The following is a 15848-nucleotide window of genomic DNA, read 5'->3' as shown; positions in this document are numbered from 1 at the left end:
TGTGGTTAAGTTGTTTTAGCATAATGTGTTAACGCATAGCATTCATTTGGAGTAGGAAATTTGGAACACTTGGTTTGGGATCTTAATCCTGTTTTGGTCTCGTTTATGGGATTAACTGTACATTGGTACGGTGCACTGTTTGCGTTAGCCATTGCGACGGGTTTTCAAGTGATGAAGCACTTTTATAAAAAAGAAGGCTTAGATCTTGAGTCACTTGATAATTTATTAGTGTATTGCGTTGTGGGTATTATTGTTGGTGCACGTTTAGCCCACTGTGTTTTTTATGATCCTGCTTACTACTTTGCTAATCCACTTAAAATTCTGGCTATTTGGGAGGGCGGTCTAGCCAGCCATGGTGGCGGTTTAGGTGCCATATTGGCCTTGTATTATTATCAACGCCAAGTGAAGTTGCCGTTTTTGTTTTTGCTTGATCGTCTAGCCATAGCAACAGCAATATTTGGCTTTTTTGTGCGTATGGCTAACTTTGCTAACTCTGAAATTTTAGGCGAGCCGACCACTCAGCCTTGGGGCATTATTTTTAAACGGGTTGATATGTTGCCGCGCCACCCGGCGCAGCTGTATGAATCACTCGCATACTTAGTGATTTTTATTGGTCTTTACGCCATTTACAAATACACCAATATGAAGCAAAAACACGGTGCCATTTTTGGGGTGTTTTTAGTGTCGGTATTTAGTGCGCGTATTGCAATAGAAAGCGTTAAAGTCAGCCAGGCTGCTTACCATGAGTCGATGTTAAGTGCTGGCCAATGGCTAAGTTTGCCATTTTTATTAACTGGTGTGGTGTTGTTAGTGATGGCTTATCGTAAGCAACGCTAACTGATGAACATCGCTAATAAAAACGTCCCATTGCAGCGGCAATAGGACGTTTTTTTATATTAGCTGTTTTAAGTTACATCCCAGCAGGTAAATACTTAAAGCGCTTCATTTGTTCGTAATGGGTATCAACAATGCGTTTGACTTGCTCTGGTGTGAGCTGTGATTGCCATTGATGCTTACCGCCTTTTCTAAAGAAGGCATTGGCATTTTCATGCTTTTCAACAAATCCACGTTTGGCTTCTTGGGCTTTTAATTGGGCAAATGATGAATGCTTAATGGCATTTTTAAGCCTTGCAGGATCTTTCTTTAAGCCTAAAAATGACTCAACTTTACGAAAGGCTTTTTTAGGATCATCTAGCATGTCTTCGTAACGTAAAATGAGCTTTGAGGTATCGTCGCTTGTCCAGCTCGATACATGCATCGACCACGAGGTAATAATTTGTGGAACATGCGCTGCCTCGTTTGGGGTACCTGTCATTTCTTCTGCCATGTAGGCAATGGCTTCATCTATGGTGTAATCAAAGTAATTAGCCATCGAAATCACCACATCAAGTGGATTACGCACAACATAAATCGCCCCAGAGGTAACAGAAGAGTTATGCAATGGTTGGCCGTTGTACTCGCCTAAATAGTTGTGGGTTTTTACAAATGTGGTGCCTTGTGCCTGATGGGCGATGTCGGCTTGCACTTGAGGGCGTAAAACACTGACTTCTTCTAAGGTAAGCTCTGTGGTTGCGGCTTTATCTTTTGGTAAATAAGCTTGATAACGATGCGCTGCTGATTCGGCTGTCGAAATGGTGTGCATCGTATTAATGTCGATAGGCTGATCTTGATTTTGAATGTAGTTCTCTAAAAACGCGCGTACCCAAGTGTTACCCGATTTAGGGTAAGAGGCCACCCAAAGTATGTTTCCCATTCGTAATCCTTTGTTGTTATTTTTACGTCTTTCAATGCGGTTAAAACTACCGATAATTCAGCAAAATGGCAAGTTTAGTGCGGAAGCTGAGTGGGTTAAGGTTGCAAATAACATCGCTTGTTTAACGAATAATAATACTCCACATTACTGTGGGTAATATATGGATGTAATATTAATGTTAAATGTGGTTAAATACCGAGCGCTAGCTTGTTGTATCTGGTTAATGAGGAGAGGGTAAATGGATGTTAATGCAACTTTGGTCGGCCAATTGATTATTGTTTTTGCGTTAATTATGGGCTGTATTTGTTATTACTTAGGTCGTCGTAAAACGCAAACGCCGGTTTTAGCCGGTGTGATTGGTGCAGGGTTATCGATAGTGCCTATTTTAGGTTTGGTTTACCTGGTTGTGCTTGTGCTTAAAAAAGATATCGAGATCGCGCCAACAGTGGTTAATGGATAATCGCTAATCGCTAATCGCTAATCGCTAATCGTTTTTAGTGTAAATAATGGTTAACTGTAACGTGATACAAAACCAAAATGCCTCGTCCTAATTAGGACGAGGCATTTTTCGTTCATAATTAAAACTATGCCATTGTCATTGTGTGTTGTGACTTTTCTGCTTTAACTGAACACACCTTAAACTCAGGGATTTTTGCAATAGGGTCTAATGCATTAATTGTCAGTTTATTTGCGGCAGATTCGGCAAAGTGGAAGGGTAAAAATAATACCCCGACTTGCGCTCGTTTAGTAACAAAAGCTGCGATTTCAATGGCGCCTCGGCGCGTGCTGAGGGTTAACATATCACCATTTTTCACCCCGAGTTGCTCGGCGTCATATACCGAAATCATCACTCTTGGCGCCCCTTTAATATCAAGTTCTGGGGTTTTCCGGGTCATGGTGCCGGTATGGAACTGCTCCAATAAACGCCCTGTAGACAAGATTAGTGGGTAATCACTATCGGGCATTTCAGCCGGGAATTGATAACTGACAGGGATCATGCGGCCTTTACCGCGTAAAAAGGTTTCGCTATGTAAAACCGGTGTGCCGGGATGGTTCTCATCAAAACATGGCCATTGCAAACCATCCACTTTATGCTCGAGACGTTGCCAAGTTAAGCCTTGATATTGCGGGGTAACCTGGTTGATTTCGTGCCAAATATCCTTGGCGCTTTGATATTGCCAATTGGCATCGAGTTTATTGGCGATCATTTGGATGACTTGCCAGTCGAGCATTGCATCACCCGGTGGGGTTAATGCTACCCGAAGTTGTTGCACGCGGCGTTCGGTGTTGGTGACGTGACCTTGTTTTTCTGCAAAGGCGCTGGCAGGCAATACTACATGCGCCATTTGGGCGGTTTCGGTTAAGAAAATATCTTGCACGACCATAAAGTTAATTTTTTCGAGTGCGGCAATCACATGGGCCTGATCTGGGTCGCTCAGTACTGGGTTTTCGCCCAATATATACAAGGCATCGATTTTATTTTTGACGATGGCATGCATGATTTCTGTAGCGGCATAACCGGGTGTCGAAGGCAATGAGTTGTTACCCCATGCATGGGCAAATTTGGCGTTATTGGCGGGGTTATTAATTTTTTGATAACCCGGATAAAAATCGGGTAACGCGCCCATATCGCAAGCGCCTTGCACGTTACTTTGGCCACGCAGTGGGTTTAATCCGCCGCCGACCACGCCTATGTTGCCACAGAGTAATTGTAAATTAGAGGTCGAGACTACGTTGTCATAGCCGGTGGTATGTTGGGTGATCCCCATTGCATAGTACATGGCTGTTTTGGTTGCGGTACCAATCATTTTTGCCATCTTGGCAATGTCTTCAGCACTGACACCGGTAAGTAATGCCGCATTTTTTAGATTGTAAGCAGGTTTGAGCACTTCTTGCTTAAGCAATTCGTAATATTCAACCCGATTATCAATGTAATCTTGGTCTTGCCAATTATTAAGAATAATTTGCTGCATGATGGCATTGAGCAGCATAACGTCTGTGCCGGGTTTATGGGAGACATAGAGGGTGGCGCTGTCTGCTATGGTGGTTTTTTTAGGGTCTGCGACAATTAAGCGCGCACCATGTTGGTTGACAGCACGTTTAATGTGAGAGGCAATAATAGGGTGAGCGCTGGTGGTATCTGAGCCGATAATAAAAATAACATCAGACTCTTTTATGCTTGGAATATCATTGGTCATTGCCCCACCACCAATGGTGTCGAACAAGCCTGCAACTGATGATGAATGACACAATCTTGCGCAGTGATCTATGCTGTTAGTGCCCATAATGCTACGAGTAAACTTTTGCATTAAATAGTTTTCTTCGTTGGTGCATTTTGCTGAAGATAACGCGGCAAATTTACTTGGCCCAGCGGCCTCTTTAATCGGCTTAAGTTGCTCGGCAATGTAGTTAATGGCTTCGCTCCAGCTTGCCGGTTGTAACTGACCATTTTTACGGATTAACGGCGTGGTAAGACGCTTAGGGCTGTTTAAAAAGTCAAAACCAGAGCGGCCTTTTACGCATAACATCCCTTCATTAACCAGTGAGTTGTTGTCGCCAGTGACGCGCATTACGCGGTTTTTGGCTTGATCAACATGAAGCTCAACCCGGCATCCTACACCACAATAAGTACATACTGTTGAGGTTTTGGTTAGCGCTCGGTGTGTACCTTGAGTTTTATCTCTGGCATCGACTAATGCACCCGTTGGGCACACTTGTACACAGTTACCACACTGCACACAATCGCTGTCGTTCATTGATGCGCTAAAGCCGACGCGTGGTGCATTTCGGCGACTGTCTGTTGTGCCTGCTGCATCGGGTAGTGCTTGGTAACTATTGGGCGCAAAGCTAATCACATTATGGCCACTTTGCTGATGGCAAGCTTCAACGCAGGCACCACAACTGATGCAGCGATTGGCATCAAAGGTGATAAACGGGGCGCTATTATCGACTTTAAATTTACGGGCTCGGGGCTGTTCAATACTATTACTATCGACTTTATATTCGGTGGCATAGTCGCGTAATTTACAGTCGGTGTTGGCTTGGCAGGCACATTCTAGGCAACGCATTGCTTCTTGCATTGCTTTGTCTGGTTTAAAACCGAGTTCAACTTCTGCAAAGTTAACCGTGCGTGTGAGCTGGTTTAGCTCGGGCATTTTCAAACGCGGGCGTTTCGAGGTGTCTGGGTATAATTCAGGGTAAGTATTTGCCGCTAACGATGCGGTTTTTTTTGCTTTGCGTGAGTTAAATTGTTGTGGCTCTAAATGGCAGGTTAGGCCTTCTTTAAGTAAACCTTCAATGGCTTCAGCGGCTTTGCGGCCGTCTGCAACCGCGGCTACAGCGGTACCTGGGCCGGTGCGAGAATCACCAATAACAAACAGTTTTTCAACCCCAGCAGACATGGTTTGCTCACACCCCAAGAAAGTGTGCCAACGGCTCAGAGCGATGTGGCCAGTGTCTATTTGATTTTCGGGTTGTTCTAAAAAGTCTAAATCGACTTGTTGAGATACCGCAGGGATCACGGTGTCGAAGGCTTCTTTAAAGGTTTCGCCAGTAGCTTTAGGCGAACGTCTGCCTGAGGCATCTGGTTCGCCCAATGCCATTTTTGCAAACGTGACGGCACAGACACGGCCCTGGTTGTCGCTGTGGTTTTCGATTGGATTTGTCAGAAAATGAAACTTAACCCCTTCAACTTCAGCCTCGTGGATTTCGTAAGGTTCGGCGGGCATTTCTTCGCGGCTACGACGATAGATTAAGGTGACATCGGCGCCATCTCTAAGTGCGGTGCGGGCACAATCGATAGCGGTATTTCCGCCACCAATGACGGCCACTTTTTTACCTGTGATTAATGTTTTGTCGGTGCAATAATCGCGTAAGTAATCGACACCTAAATAGCAGCCTTGTAAGTCGCTACCTGGGTAGTTCATTGGCACCGCTTTTTGCGCGCCAATGGCCAGACAAACGGCATCATAATTAGCTACTAACTCAGTTAAGTTAGTATCGCGGCCCAATGCACAACCCGTTTTAATCTTAAGGCCATTGCGAGTCAGTAGTTCAATTTCTTTATCTAAAATCGCTTTGGGCAAACGGTACTCGGGAATACCATAACGCAGCCAGCCACCTGCTTTTGGGGCAGACTCCATAATGGTGACATCGTGGCCGTTATTTGACAGGTAATACCCAGCGGTTAAGCCTGCTGGGCCGCTACCAATAATGGCAACGCGCTTGTTGGTCGCGGGTGCTTTGGGTGGTACGTAAGACTCAAGATCATTTAAGTCTAAATCAGCAGCATGACGCTTGAGCTGCCTAATGGCGACAGGTTCATCAACTAGCCCTCGGCGACACTGTGCTTCACAAAATGCTGGGCAAACACGGCCAATCGATAAGGGTAATGGCAAGGTTTGTTTGATGACTTTAACGGCTTCGTGATGGTCGCCCTTGCCAATGTGGTAAAGGTAAGATTGCACATCTACACCCGCAGGGCAGGCTGTTTGGCATGGTGCTTCACAGTCGGCAAAGTGGTCGCTTAAGATGTCGTTAAGTGCTTGCTGGCGCACTTTACTTAAATAGCTCGACTGGGTAATCACATCCAAGCCTGTTTCTAGAGCGGTTTCACATGCACGAGCACAGCGTAAACTACCATCATGGTTTTTGATTTGTACTTGGCATAAGTTACAGTGCTGCTTGGCTTGATTGTGGGAAAAGTCACACAAGCTAGGGATGTTAATACCGGCATCTGTGGCGGCTTTGAGCAAGCTATCTGCTTTAGGCAGTGATAGGGTTACGCCGTCTATGGTGATGTCAATCATTACAAAGCCTTTTTAAGTCTGCATTAAATGGGGCGTACAAGCTGGACGATACTCAGTTATAGCTGCAAAAAGCGGAGATTTTTAGCGTGGATATGCTGCTCTGCAGGTTGCGTTTGATAACCTTGGTGTTGCTTCTGCACCCACTGTTGATAAATTCAGTTTAATTGGCTAGGGGTTGTTCAGACGTGATTTAGATCATTTTTGTAGTAATTAAAAAGCATGTTTGAATTTATTTCATATTTAACATTGCGTTATGAATATGAAAATAGCGATGGTAAGACCTGCTAAGTCACAATTTTTCACCATTGTTTATGATTATGGACAGTAAAATGGCGGGTTTATGTTGTTTAAACTCTCACAGACAGAACTGACTGGCTCGCCCAGCTAGGCCCTGTCTGTGTGTATTACTGTGTTACTTAAGCCTAAATATCGCTTCGACACTGTCACTAACACTCACTTGACCTTGTTGATAAGTTTGCGCAACATCGGCATTCATTTTCATGCTAGCGCGGTACATTTCTGGTTGATGAGATTGACTTGGAAAATACCTTACTTGCCATACCCCGGCCACTTGCTCACCAAATCCCTTGGCTAATGACTCTGCTTTTTGCTTAGCGTCTTTAATGGCAGCCTGGCGAGCCTGGGCCATCATCTCGGCTTCTTTGCTTGATTTAAGCTCAATATTATTGACTTGATTAATGCCTTCAACTAGCGCGCTGTCCAGTAATTCATTTAAGTTACTGAGCTCAATGATCGTCACAGTGATTTGACGATTTGCGCTATAGCCAGTCAATTTTCGCGGTTTATTTTGTACATATTCATACTGAGGGTTAAGTTGTAAATTAGCGCTTTGGATGTGTTTTTTGTCGACACCGGCGTCAAGCAAACGCTGCATAAATTGGCTGACGGCCTCGTCGGCTTTTTGTTTGGCTTTTTTAGCGCTGGCTGCCTCTATAGATACTTGAACATTAATAATCGCCATATCTGCTGCGGCTTCAATGGTACTGGTGCCTACCGTTTCAATGTGGGCAAAATTAAGCTCAGCTGCTTGTATTGTCGCTACACTGCTGGTGGCGGTTAAGGCAAAAAATGTGCTTGAAATGAGGCTGGTGAGTAATAGTTTATTCATTAATAACTCCGCGGTTTCTTATTACTAGCTCAGGTGTGTACGCTTATGTTGATTAAAAGCGTGTTGTTAATCTGTGTAAACGTGGCAAAACCTAAAAAGGGTTTTATTTTTTTAGTCAAACAATTGCGCTGAAATCGTTAAGAGCTTTTGTCTTATCCATTGATTCACCGGGTCGTCATCGGCTTGTTTGTGCCAGTACATGTGCACCGCCAAATCGGGTACCTCAAAGGGTAAGGGTGATACCACAATAGGCATAGATTGTTGCAACAACATGGCGTAACTATTTGGCATGGTCATGATCATGTCTGACTGGCTCACCACATTAATGGCGGCAAAGTAGTGTTCGCAGCGCAAGGCAATGTTGCGGGTAATGCCCTGAGTGGCGAGCGCCATGTCGACGGTGTCGATGGTAAAGTCTTTTAAGCTGACTAACGCATGTGATGCTGTGGCGTAATTATCTAGGGTAAGTTGCTGCAATATTGGGTGGTTTTTACGGCAAACTAGCGAGAATGATTCGTGGCAAATCAAGCTACTCCTGATGTCTTTATGAGTGGGCATAAGCACATCAATCACTATGTCTAAGCTTTGTTGGGCCAATGACGGTTCAAGCTCAGTGCGTTTTATTTGGCGGCTGTTTAAGGTGAGGTTTGGTGTGTTGTTGAGTAAATCGGGCACCAAAACCGGAAAAAACATCGACTCTAATATGTCTCTTAACCCCAATTTAATTTCACGTTTGTGCTGCTGGATATCGAAATTGGCTGGGGTTGATAGGGTGTGATTGAGTAAATCCATGGCTTGTAGCACATCGGGAATGATTTTTTGGCATAGGGGCGTGGGTATCATTTTACGCCCATGACGCACAAACAGTGGGTCGTTAAACTTGGCACGCAACCTAGCGATGGCATGACTTACTGCGGGTTGTGTTAGATGCAGCTTGCTAGCAGCGCTGGTGATACTGCCTTGTTGGTAAACAGTAGTCATGATGAGAAATAAGTTTAGATCAATTGTACTATGCAGCATATTTATAGTTATCTATGATTTAGTATCATTTGAATTAATTTTAGGCTTGGTTAAATTAAAGTCAAACTAAACTAATAAAAGCAGACTCAACATGACTACATCACAAGAAGCATTACAAATTAAAAAAATGACTATTGGTACCGACAAATACCCTATGCCATTACCGCCTAAATTCGATACTCCTCAACAGCAACAGCAATACGAAAAGCAGCGTTTAGCCGCAGCCTTTAGGGTATTTGCCCATTACCGGTTTGACGAAGGCTTAGCAGGCCACATTACCCTACGAGATTGTATTGACCCAGACACCTTTTGGGTTAACCCATTAGCAGTGCATTTTTCTAAAATTAAAGCATCTGATTTAGTGCGCGTTGACCATAAAGGCAACATTATGGAGGGCAAGCACCCGATTAATAATGCCGCATTTGCGATTCATTCTCGTATTCACCATGCTCGACCTGATGTGAATGCTGTGGCTCATGCCCATACCACTTATGGCCGTGCATTTTCAGCATTAGGCGAGCTGCTTAAGCCGATTTCGCAAGATGCCTGTATGTTTTATGAAAACCACAGCGTATTTGACACCTTTACCGGTGTGGTGGCTGACTTGTCTGAAGGCGATATGATTGCCGAGGCACTACAAGGCCATGCTGCGGTTATTTTACAAAATCATGGTTTATTAACTGTCGGTAAGTCTGTTGATGCCGCGACGGCAAATTTTGTCATGCTAGACAGTTGCTGTCACAGTCAGTTACTGGCACAAGCGGCTGGAGAACTTAAACTTATTGGCCATGATATTGCCACCAAAACCCGCCAAATGAATGGATCTGATCTCGTGACCTGGGGCAATTTCCAACCTATGTATCAAGTGGTACTGGCACAAGACAACAGCTTTTTAGATTAGTCTCTATAGCTGATAGCTTAACCACACTCGCTAAGCCGTTTGGCTTGGCGAGCAAGGATGCATCTATGACAGGCTCTATAATTACCGAAATTTTGCTGCCACTTGCGCTCGCCTTTATCATGTTTGGTATGGGCTTGAGTTTAACTCGATTTGATTTTTTACGCCTTTGGCAGACACCTGCACCAATTGTTACTGGGTTTGTGGGGCAAATTATTGCACTGCCTTTACTCGCGCTGGGGATTTGTTTAGCTATGGAGCTCTCGACACCGATGGCGATAGGTTTGATGATTTTAGCCGCATGCCCGGGAGGCACTACCTCTAATGTGGTGAGCCATTTAGCCAAAGCCAATTTAGCCTTGTCGGTGAGTCTGACCGCCATCAGCAGTATCGTTTGTGTGTTTACCGCCCCTTTTGTGATTCAATTTGCTGTTGGCTACTTTGCCAATGGCGCTCCCATTGATGTGTCGTTAACCAGCATTTCTTTGGGCTTGTTAGTGATAACGTTACTGCCCATTCTGTTTGGTATGCTTGTGCGCAGTTATTACCGAGAGTGGGCCATTAAGGTTGAAGTGTACTTTAGGCGTTTTGCATTAGTGTTTTTGCTTTTGATGATCGCCGGGGTGGTGATCCAGGAACATGCCATTATTGTTGAAGCCTTTAACGAAGTGTTTATTGCCTGCTTATTGCTAAACTTTGGCGCCATGTTAATTGGTGTGTTGAGTGCTAAATGGTTGTCGCTGAGCCATAAAGATGGTTTAACCCTAGCTATTGAGATTGGTTTGCAAAACTCGACTATGGCGATGCTCATTTGCATCAGCTTATTGCAAATGCCTAGCTATGCTGTGGTTGCTGGCGTGTACAGTTTAACCATGTACTTTGGGGCAGGGCTGCTTATTGCGTATGCCGGTTATATGCAAAAACAACAGCTTACTCATCACAATAGCGCATCAATGTAGTGCATCAATGAACATTAATTTTAGGTGTCGATGCAAACCTCAAACGTTGTTACATGCGATATTGGTCACCATGTTCACATGTAAAACTAGGGTCAAATTGATTGTTCTAGCTGATGGATGCTCGTCACGATAGCGCTATTCACTGGGGTTTTAATACCGTATTGCTCACCTAATCGAACGACTGCCCCATTAATATATTCAATTTCTGTTTTACGTTTAGCTTGAATGTCTTCCCACATTGATGAGCGTGCTTGCGGGTCAATATCGAGCATCTGTTTGGCTAGCAAGTTAAATAGCATATCGGGTAAGGATAAAATCACTGGCAGCCATTGGGGTTTTACTTTGGTGAATTGGTGTAACTTTATATCAGCGGCTTTGCACACGGCTAACCATTCTTTCATTGCTCCAGCAAGTTGACAGCGACACGCTCGCTGACTGAGTTGTTGTTTAATGGGGAGATCGGCAATCGCATTTAATGCGTTATTGAGATTTAACAAGAGTTTACCGTAAATTACAGGTGTTATGTCTTGGTAAAAATCGCAACCAAACCCTTGTGCTTGCATAGCTGCTTGTATCGTTTGAGTGTGGTTATTTTGTTGAAAGGTGAACACGCCTTCAGTGCCTTTATGAAATCGGCCGCTTGCTTGTTGTAAAACGTTAAAGGGCGTAATGCCTTGCAGTAAATGGCAATGGCTCAGAGCATCTTTGATGGTTTCGAAACTGCCTAGACCATTTTGCATAAAAATAATGCTGCTGTTGCTGTGGGTGATGGCAATTAAGGTGTTGGCGATACTGCTGATTTGATGGCATTTTAAGGTAACAAAAATGACATCAAACGCAGCATATGCTGTTGGCGCTTGCTCTATATCTGTGATCATGGCCTGAGGCATAACGGTTTTTAATAAACCTTGATAGTCGCTTATGGTAATACCATTATTTGCGAGGATGGTTTGCTTCATCGCTGGTCTACAAATGAGGCTGACATCAAAACCAGATAAACAAAGTTGTCCTGCTAAATAACAGCCTGTCGACCCCGCACCAAAGATGGCAATTTTCATTATGTCGTTTCTCTTTATTATCAACTCCGCGATCAATTTGTGCCATTTAAGGGGAGTTTGTTATTAGTTGTAACATATCAATACTTGTAACATATCAGCCTTTTTGCCAGTGTAGAACTTTAACATTCGGATAATTATAAAAATGAAAAATCATTACATTACTGCGCTCGCCTTGAGTTGTATCGCACTGTCTGTATCCGCTAATGCTGCAGACATTAAAGTTATCCATGCGGGTACCTTATTAACCGTTGCAGGAAAAGCCCCGTTAGTAGAGCAAACTCTAGTGATAACCGATGGCGTCATTAGTGCAATTCAGAGCGGTTATACCGCAGGGCCGATATCTACCTCGCAAGACACCGTTGAAATTGTCGATTTAAAAAATCGTTTTGTGATGGCAGGTCTTATGGATATGCATGTGCATTTACAAGGCGAACTTGGGCCTAAAAATGACAGCCAGGCATTACGGATGTCAGATGCGGATGTCGCTATGCAAAGTGTTTATTTTGCTAAAAAAACCTTGCTTGCAGGCTTTACCACGGTACGGGATTTAGGCGCCAAACCTGAGCAAATTTATGCTTTACGTGACGGTATCAATAAAGGCTGGATAGATGGACCGCGTATTATTGCATCAGGCGGTGTGTCGGTAACCGGGGGACATGGTGATGTTGATGGCATGAGCCCTGATTTACTGGATAAATACACCTCTAAAACCATTTGTGATGGGCCTTATGATTGCCGCCGAGCGACTCGCAGGGCAATTAAATTTGGCGCTGACGTGATAAAAATCACCTCTACTGGTGGAGTATTATCTGACACTAATACGGGGACTGGTCAGCAAATGGATGACGATGAACTGCGTGAGGTGATTCAAACCGCCCATGCGCTAGGTCGTAAGGTGGCAAGCCATGCTCATGCAGCGCAAGGAATTAATGCCGCGTTGCGTGCTGGAGTCGACAGTATTGAACATGGCAGTTATGCCGACAAAGAAAGCATTAAGTTAATGAAGCAAAGTGGCGCGTATTTAGTGCCAACATTATTAGCAGGCGACACTGTGGTTGCGATGGCCAATGCCGCCGGTGCTGATTTTATGTCACCAGCAATTAAAGTCAAAGCCATAAGAGTCGGCGGCGATATGCTGAAAAACTTTACCGCTGCCTATAAAGCAGGAGTCAATATTGCTTATGGTACCGACAGCGGGGTATCGCATCATGGTGATAACGCCAAAGAAGCGGTGTTAATGAGCAAAGCTGGAATGAGCAACAGCGACATTTTGAAAAGTGCCACCATTAACGCGGCAAAATTGATTGATATGTCTGATTCTTTAGGGTCATTAGAGGTGGGTAAACAAGCCGATATTATAGGATTAACAACGAATCCTCTTGAGCAAATAGACACATTATTGAGTGTGCCTTTTGTGATGAAAGCCGGAGTTATCTATAAAGGTTAATGGTATTTTTTGATGGCAGCAAAATAGCTTGCTGCCTGATTAATATAAATCACACAATTTTTGTGCATTTGGTTGATTATTAGTTTGATTTTTAATGGCAATTTTCACATACTTGGCCGTTGTGCGTATAGAGTACTGTTTACTATCAAGCCATAATCAACGCCTTTTTTATGTTGTAGCAAAATAGTGAGCACACACGGATGTGAATTTTTGCTAAGGAATGCTTATGTCGATTGATAATATTGTTTTGTTATTGGCGGTGTTGCTAGGTTTAGTTGCCTTGCTGTTGGCCGTTCATTTAAGTGAAAATCGAAAAGATCGGGCAAAAAAGCAACAATTAAATTCCTACGAAAAAATCCTCGATCAAGTTGGCGCATACATCTATGTAAAAGATGTTAAAGGCCGTTATGTATATGGTAACCAACTCACTTTAGATTATTTTGGCGTAACCCTAGAGCAGTTAAAGGGGACGACAGATAATTATTATTTTTCTCCTGTTGTTGCTGAAATTTTGCAACGCAATGATCGCAAAGTCTTATCACAGCAACAAAAAATGTCTGATGATATTTTTGTTGATAATAATGGCCTACATAAAGTATTTCATGAGGTAAAGCAGCCATTATTTGATGAGAAAGGTAAGTTGATTGGATTAATTGGTATTTCGACAGAAATTACCGATGAGTTTAATTTACGCTCTGAACTTGAGCAGCTTGCGAATAGCGATCCACTCACTGATTTATACAACCGACGCTCATACAGTGTGTTTAGTGAACATGAATTTACTAAAGCAAAGCGTATCTCTAGCCCTTTATCCATGATGATTATCGATATCGACTTGTTTAAAAACGTAAACGATACCTTTGGCCATTTGGTGGGCGATGAAGTGATAAAACGAGTCGCTTCGATTTGTGACAAACATATCCGAGAAACCGACATCTTAGCGCGGATCGGCGGTGAAGAATTTGCTATTTTATTACCCGATACCGATATCGAGTCCGCATTTAAGCTTGCAGAGCGACTTAGGGTTGCTCAGCAAACCCATAAAGCGGAAGATGATGACTTGCCTAGTATCACTATTAGTATTGGGGTTTCATCTTTACAGAACAATGATAACTCCTTTAACGATATGTTTGCTCGTGCAGACAAGGCGCTCTATTTGTCCAAGCATGTCGGCCGAAATAGCGTTAATGTTGCCTAGACGTAAAGCATAAAAAGCAAAATGCCGACTTAAATATTTGCTAATTTAACGTGCGTGCAATGTATTGTTGTTATGATGTGAGTCAGAATTGTGCTGCCAACGTTGACGATTAAAAATCAATGTGATCAACCAATTTTGCCTTAAATTTATCGAGCAACAACTTAAGTTGATCCATTTCCTCTACACTCACTCCGCATTGTTCCACAATATTGTTATGAATCGCTTGCGCCTGTGGCTGTTTGTCTCGACCTAAATCAGTCAATTGTAAACACAGTTTACGTTCGTCATTAGTCATTCGGATCCGCTTGAGTAGGCCGTCGGATTCTAAACGTTTAATTACCGGCGTGAGAGCCCCAGATTTTTGGCCAAGTTGTGTGGCGACACTTTTTAAACTTATGCCGTCTTGCTCCCACAAAATCAGCATGACCAAGTATTGGGTGTAGGTTAACCCAATAGATTCAAGCAAAGGCTTATAGAGTTGAATAATTGCTAGCGAAGTAGAGTAAACGGCAAAGCAAAACTGATTATTAAGACGAATAGGTGGATGCTCATTCATAATTTGACGCTCAGCGATTCAAAATGGTTATTAATGTAATCTGATCAACCTAAGTCATATTTTCGTACAACACGGCTTAAGAATTAATAAGGACTCGAGTAGTGTACTTGTATATACCACTAAAGACCATGCTGTTTTTATGTACAAGTCGACATGGGTTTTTGATTGTTATTGAGTAGAGTTAAAAGCATACGCACAGCTAAGTCACTTTCGATTCTATTTTTTGCTCTAATCACAAGCAACTACATCATTAACCGTGACAATTAACCGCAAGCCAAATATTGACCAAAATAAAGGACACAAAATGAAAGTATTAATGGTATTAACTTCGCACGATAAACTTGGTGACACAGGCCATAAAACAGGTTTTTGGTTAGAGGAGCTTGCAGCCCCTTATTATACATTTGCAGATAAAGGCATTGAAGTGGTTTTAGCATCACCAAAAGGTGGCTTACCGCCGCTTGACCCTAAAAGTGATGAAGCCGATTTTCAAACTGATGCAACCCGCCGATTTGCTGGCGATACAAAAGCGCAAGCATTATTGGCCAACACTCACAAGCTCGCGGCAATCAATGTTGCTGATTATGATGCCGTGTTTTACCCAGGTGGCCATGGGCCTTTATGGGACTTAACCAACGACAAAGATTCAATTGCACTGATTGAGCAATGTTACCAGGCTGATAAGTTACTTGGGCTTGTCTGTCATGCCCCCGGCGTGCTTAAGTACCCTAAAAAAGCAGATGGTTCACCTTTGGTTGCAGGTAAAAATGTCACCGGGTTTACCAACAGCGAAGAAGACGCTGTACAGTTAACCCATGTCGTGCCTTTTTTAGTTGAAGATATGCTGCAACACAATGGCGCAGTTTATTCAAAAGGTGATGATTGGCACCCATATGTGGTTGTCGACGGTAAACTTATTACCGGTCAAAACCCTGCATCTTCAGAGCTCGTCGCTGAAAAAATGTTGGCGCTACTTAACTAATCTCAACATCAATTATTTGGTCAATCAAGCTCTAATGCAC

The 15848-nt window shown here is 43.3% G+C and carries 13 protein-coding genes; 7 read left to right on the top strand and 6 right to left on the bottom strand.

The annotated features are described in order from the left end of the window. Window positions 1–60: 60 nt before the first annotated feature. On the top strand, window positions 61–837 hold the full coding sequence (lgt, locus tag IEW93_RS07355) for a prolipoprotein diacylglyceryl transferase (protein WP_188738514.1): 777 nt from the start codon (window positions 61–63) through the stop codon (window positions 835–837). Between the two features lie 73 nt (window positions 838–910). Here lgt and IEW93_RS07350 read toward each other — a convergent pair whose 3' ends face one another. Next, window positions 911–1753, bottom strand: a complete 843-nt coding sequence (locus IEW93_RS07350) for a sulfotransferase domain-containing protein (RefSeq protein ID WP_188738512.1) — start codon at window positions 1751–1753, stop codon at window positions 911–913. 238 nt (window positions 1754–1991) lie between these two features. On the opposite strand from IEW93_RS07350, the gene IEW93_RS07345 reads away from it, so the two are divergent. Further along, the gene (locus IEW93_RS07345) at window positions 1992–2213 is read left to right on the top strand and encodes a hypothetical protein (RefSeq protein ID WP_188738510.1); all 222 of its coding nucleotides are present in this window, start codon (window positions 1992–1994) and stop codon (window positions 2211–2213) included. A 124-nt stretch (window positions 2214–2337) separates the two neighbouring features. On the opposite strand, the gene fdhF is transcribed toward IEW93_RS07345, so the two are convergent. The 3 genes from fdhF to IEW93_RS07330 all read right to left on the bottom strand — a co-directional run bounded on the left by fdhF (window position 2338) and on the right by IEW93_RS07330 (window position 8710). Further along, window positions 2338–6561 (bottom strand): formate dehydrogenase subunit alpha, encoded by a 4224-nt coding sequence (gene fdhF, locus IEW93_RS07340; protein WP_188738508.1) that lies wholly within the window; start codon window positions 6559–6561, stop codon window positions 2338–2340. A 412-nt stretch (window positions 6562–6973) separates the two neighbouring features. Continuing rightward, complete coding sequence (locus IEW93_RS07335) at window positions 6974–7690, bottom strand: oxidative stress defense protein (protein ID WP_188738507.1); 717 nt, start codon at window positions 7688–7690, stop codon at window positions 6974–6976. A 111-nt stretch (window positions 7691–7801) separates the two neighbouring features. Further along, a complete protein-coding gene (locus IEW93_RS07330; protein WP_188738505.1) occupies window positions 7802–8710 on the bottom strand; it encodes a LysR family transcriptional regulator in 909 nt (302 codons plus the stop codon). 91 nt (window positions 8711–8801) lie between these two features. Here IEW93_RS07330 and IEW93_RS07325 point away from each other — a divergent pair, with 91 nt between their 5' ends. Both IEW93_RS07325 and IEW93_RS07320 read left to right on the top strand, forming a co-directional pair. After that, the gene (locus tag IEW93_RS07325; RefSeq protein ID WP_188738503.1) at window positions 8802–9611 is read left to right on the top strand and encodes a class II aldolase/adducin family protein; all 810 of its coding nucleotides are present in this window, start codon (window positions 8802–8804) and stop codon (window positions 9609–9611) included. A gap of 65 nt (window positions 9612–9676) precedes the next feature. Next, window positions 9677–10567 carry a bile acid:sodium symporter family protein gene (locus IEW93_RS07320; protein ID WP_188738500.1) on the top strand — a complete coding sequence of 297 codons (891 nt, stop codon included), beginning with the start codon at window positions 9677–9679 and terminating at the stop codon, window positions 10565–10567. Window positions 10568–10659: 92 nt separating this feature from the next. On the opposite strand, the gene IEW93_RS07315 is transcribed toward IEW93_RS07320, so the two are convergent. Then, window positions 10660–11625, bottom strand: coding sequence for a 2-dehydropantoate 2-reductase (locus IEW93_RS07315; protein WP_188738497.1), 966 nt, complete (start codon window positions 11623–11625; stop codon window positions 10660–10662). A gap of 142 nt (window positions 11626–11767) precedes the next feature. Between IEW93_RS07315 and IEW93_RS07310 the strand changes: the two genes are divergently transcribed. Both IEW93_RS07310 and IEW93_RS07305 read left to right on the top strand, forming a co-directional pair. After that, complete coding sequence (locus IEW93_RS07310) at window positions 11768–13072, top strand: metal-dependent hydrolase family protein (RefSeq protein ID WP_188738495.1); 1305 nt, start codon at window positions 11768–11770, stop codon at window positions 13070–13072. 226 nt (window positions 13073–13298) lie between these two features. Continuing rightward, complete coding sequence (locus IEW93_RS07305; protein WP_188738493.1) at window positions 13299–14270, top strand: sensor domain-containing diguanylate cyclase; 972 nt, start codon at window positions 13299–13301, stop codon at window positions 14268–14270. Between the two features lie 109 nt (window positions 14271–14379). Here IEW93_RS07305 and IEW93_RS07300 read toward each other — a convergent pair whose 3' ends face one another. Beyond that, the gene (locus IEW93_RS07300; protein ID WP_188738490.1) at window positions 14380–14826 is read right to left on the bottom strand and encodes a MarR family winged helix-turn-helix transcriptional regulator; all 447 of its coding nucleotides are present in this window, start codon (window positions 14824–14826) and stop codon (window positions 14380–14382) included. A gap of 304 nt (window positions 14827–15130) precedes the next feature. Between IEW93_RS07300 and IEW93_RS07295 the strand changes: the two genes are divergently transcribed. Further along, window positions 15131–15808 (top strand): type 1 glutamine amidotransferase domain-containing protein, encoded by a 678-nt coding sequence (locus tag IEW93_RS07295; RefSeq protein ID WP_188738488.1) that lies wholly within the window; start codon window positions 15131–15133, stop codon window positions 15806–15808. Window positions 15809–15848: the final 40 nt, after the last annotated feature.

This window comes from Shewanella inventionis (assembly GCF_014641855.1).
Classification (GTDB): Bacteria; Pseudomonadota; Gammaproteobacteria; order Enterobacterales; family Shewanellaceae; genus Shewanella; species Shewanella inventionis.
The sequence above is the reverse complement of the archived record's forward strand: the minus strand, read 5'-3'. Positions and strand labels throughout refer to the sequence as shown.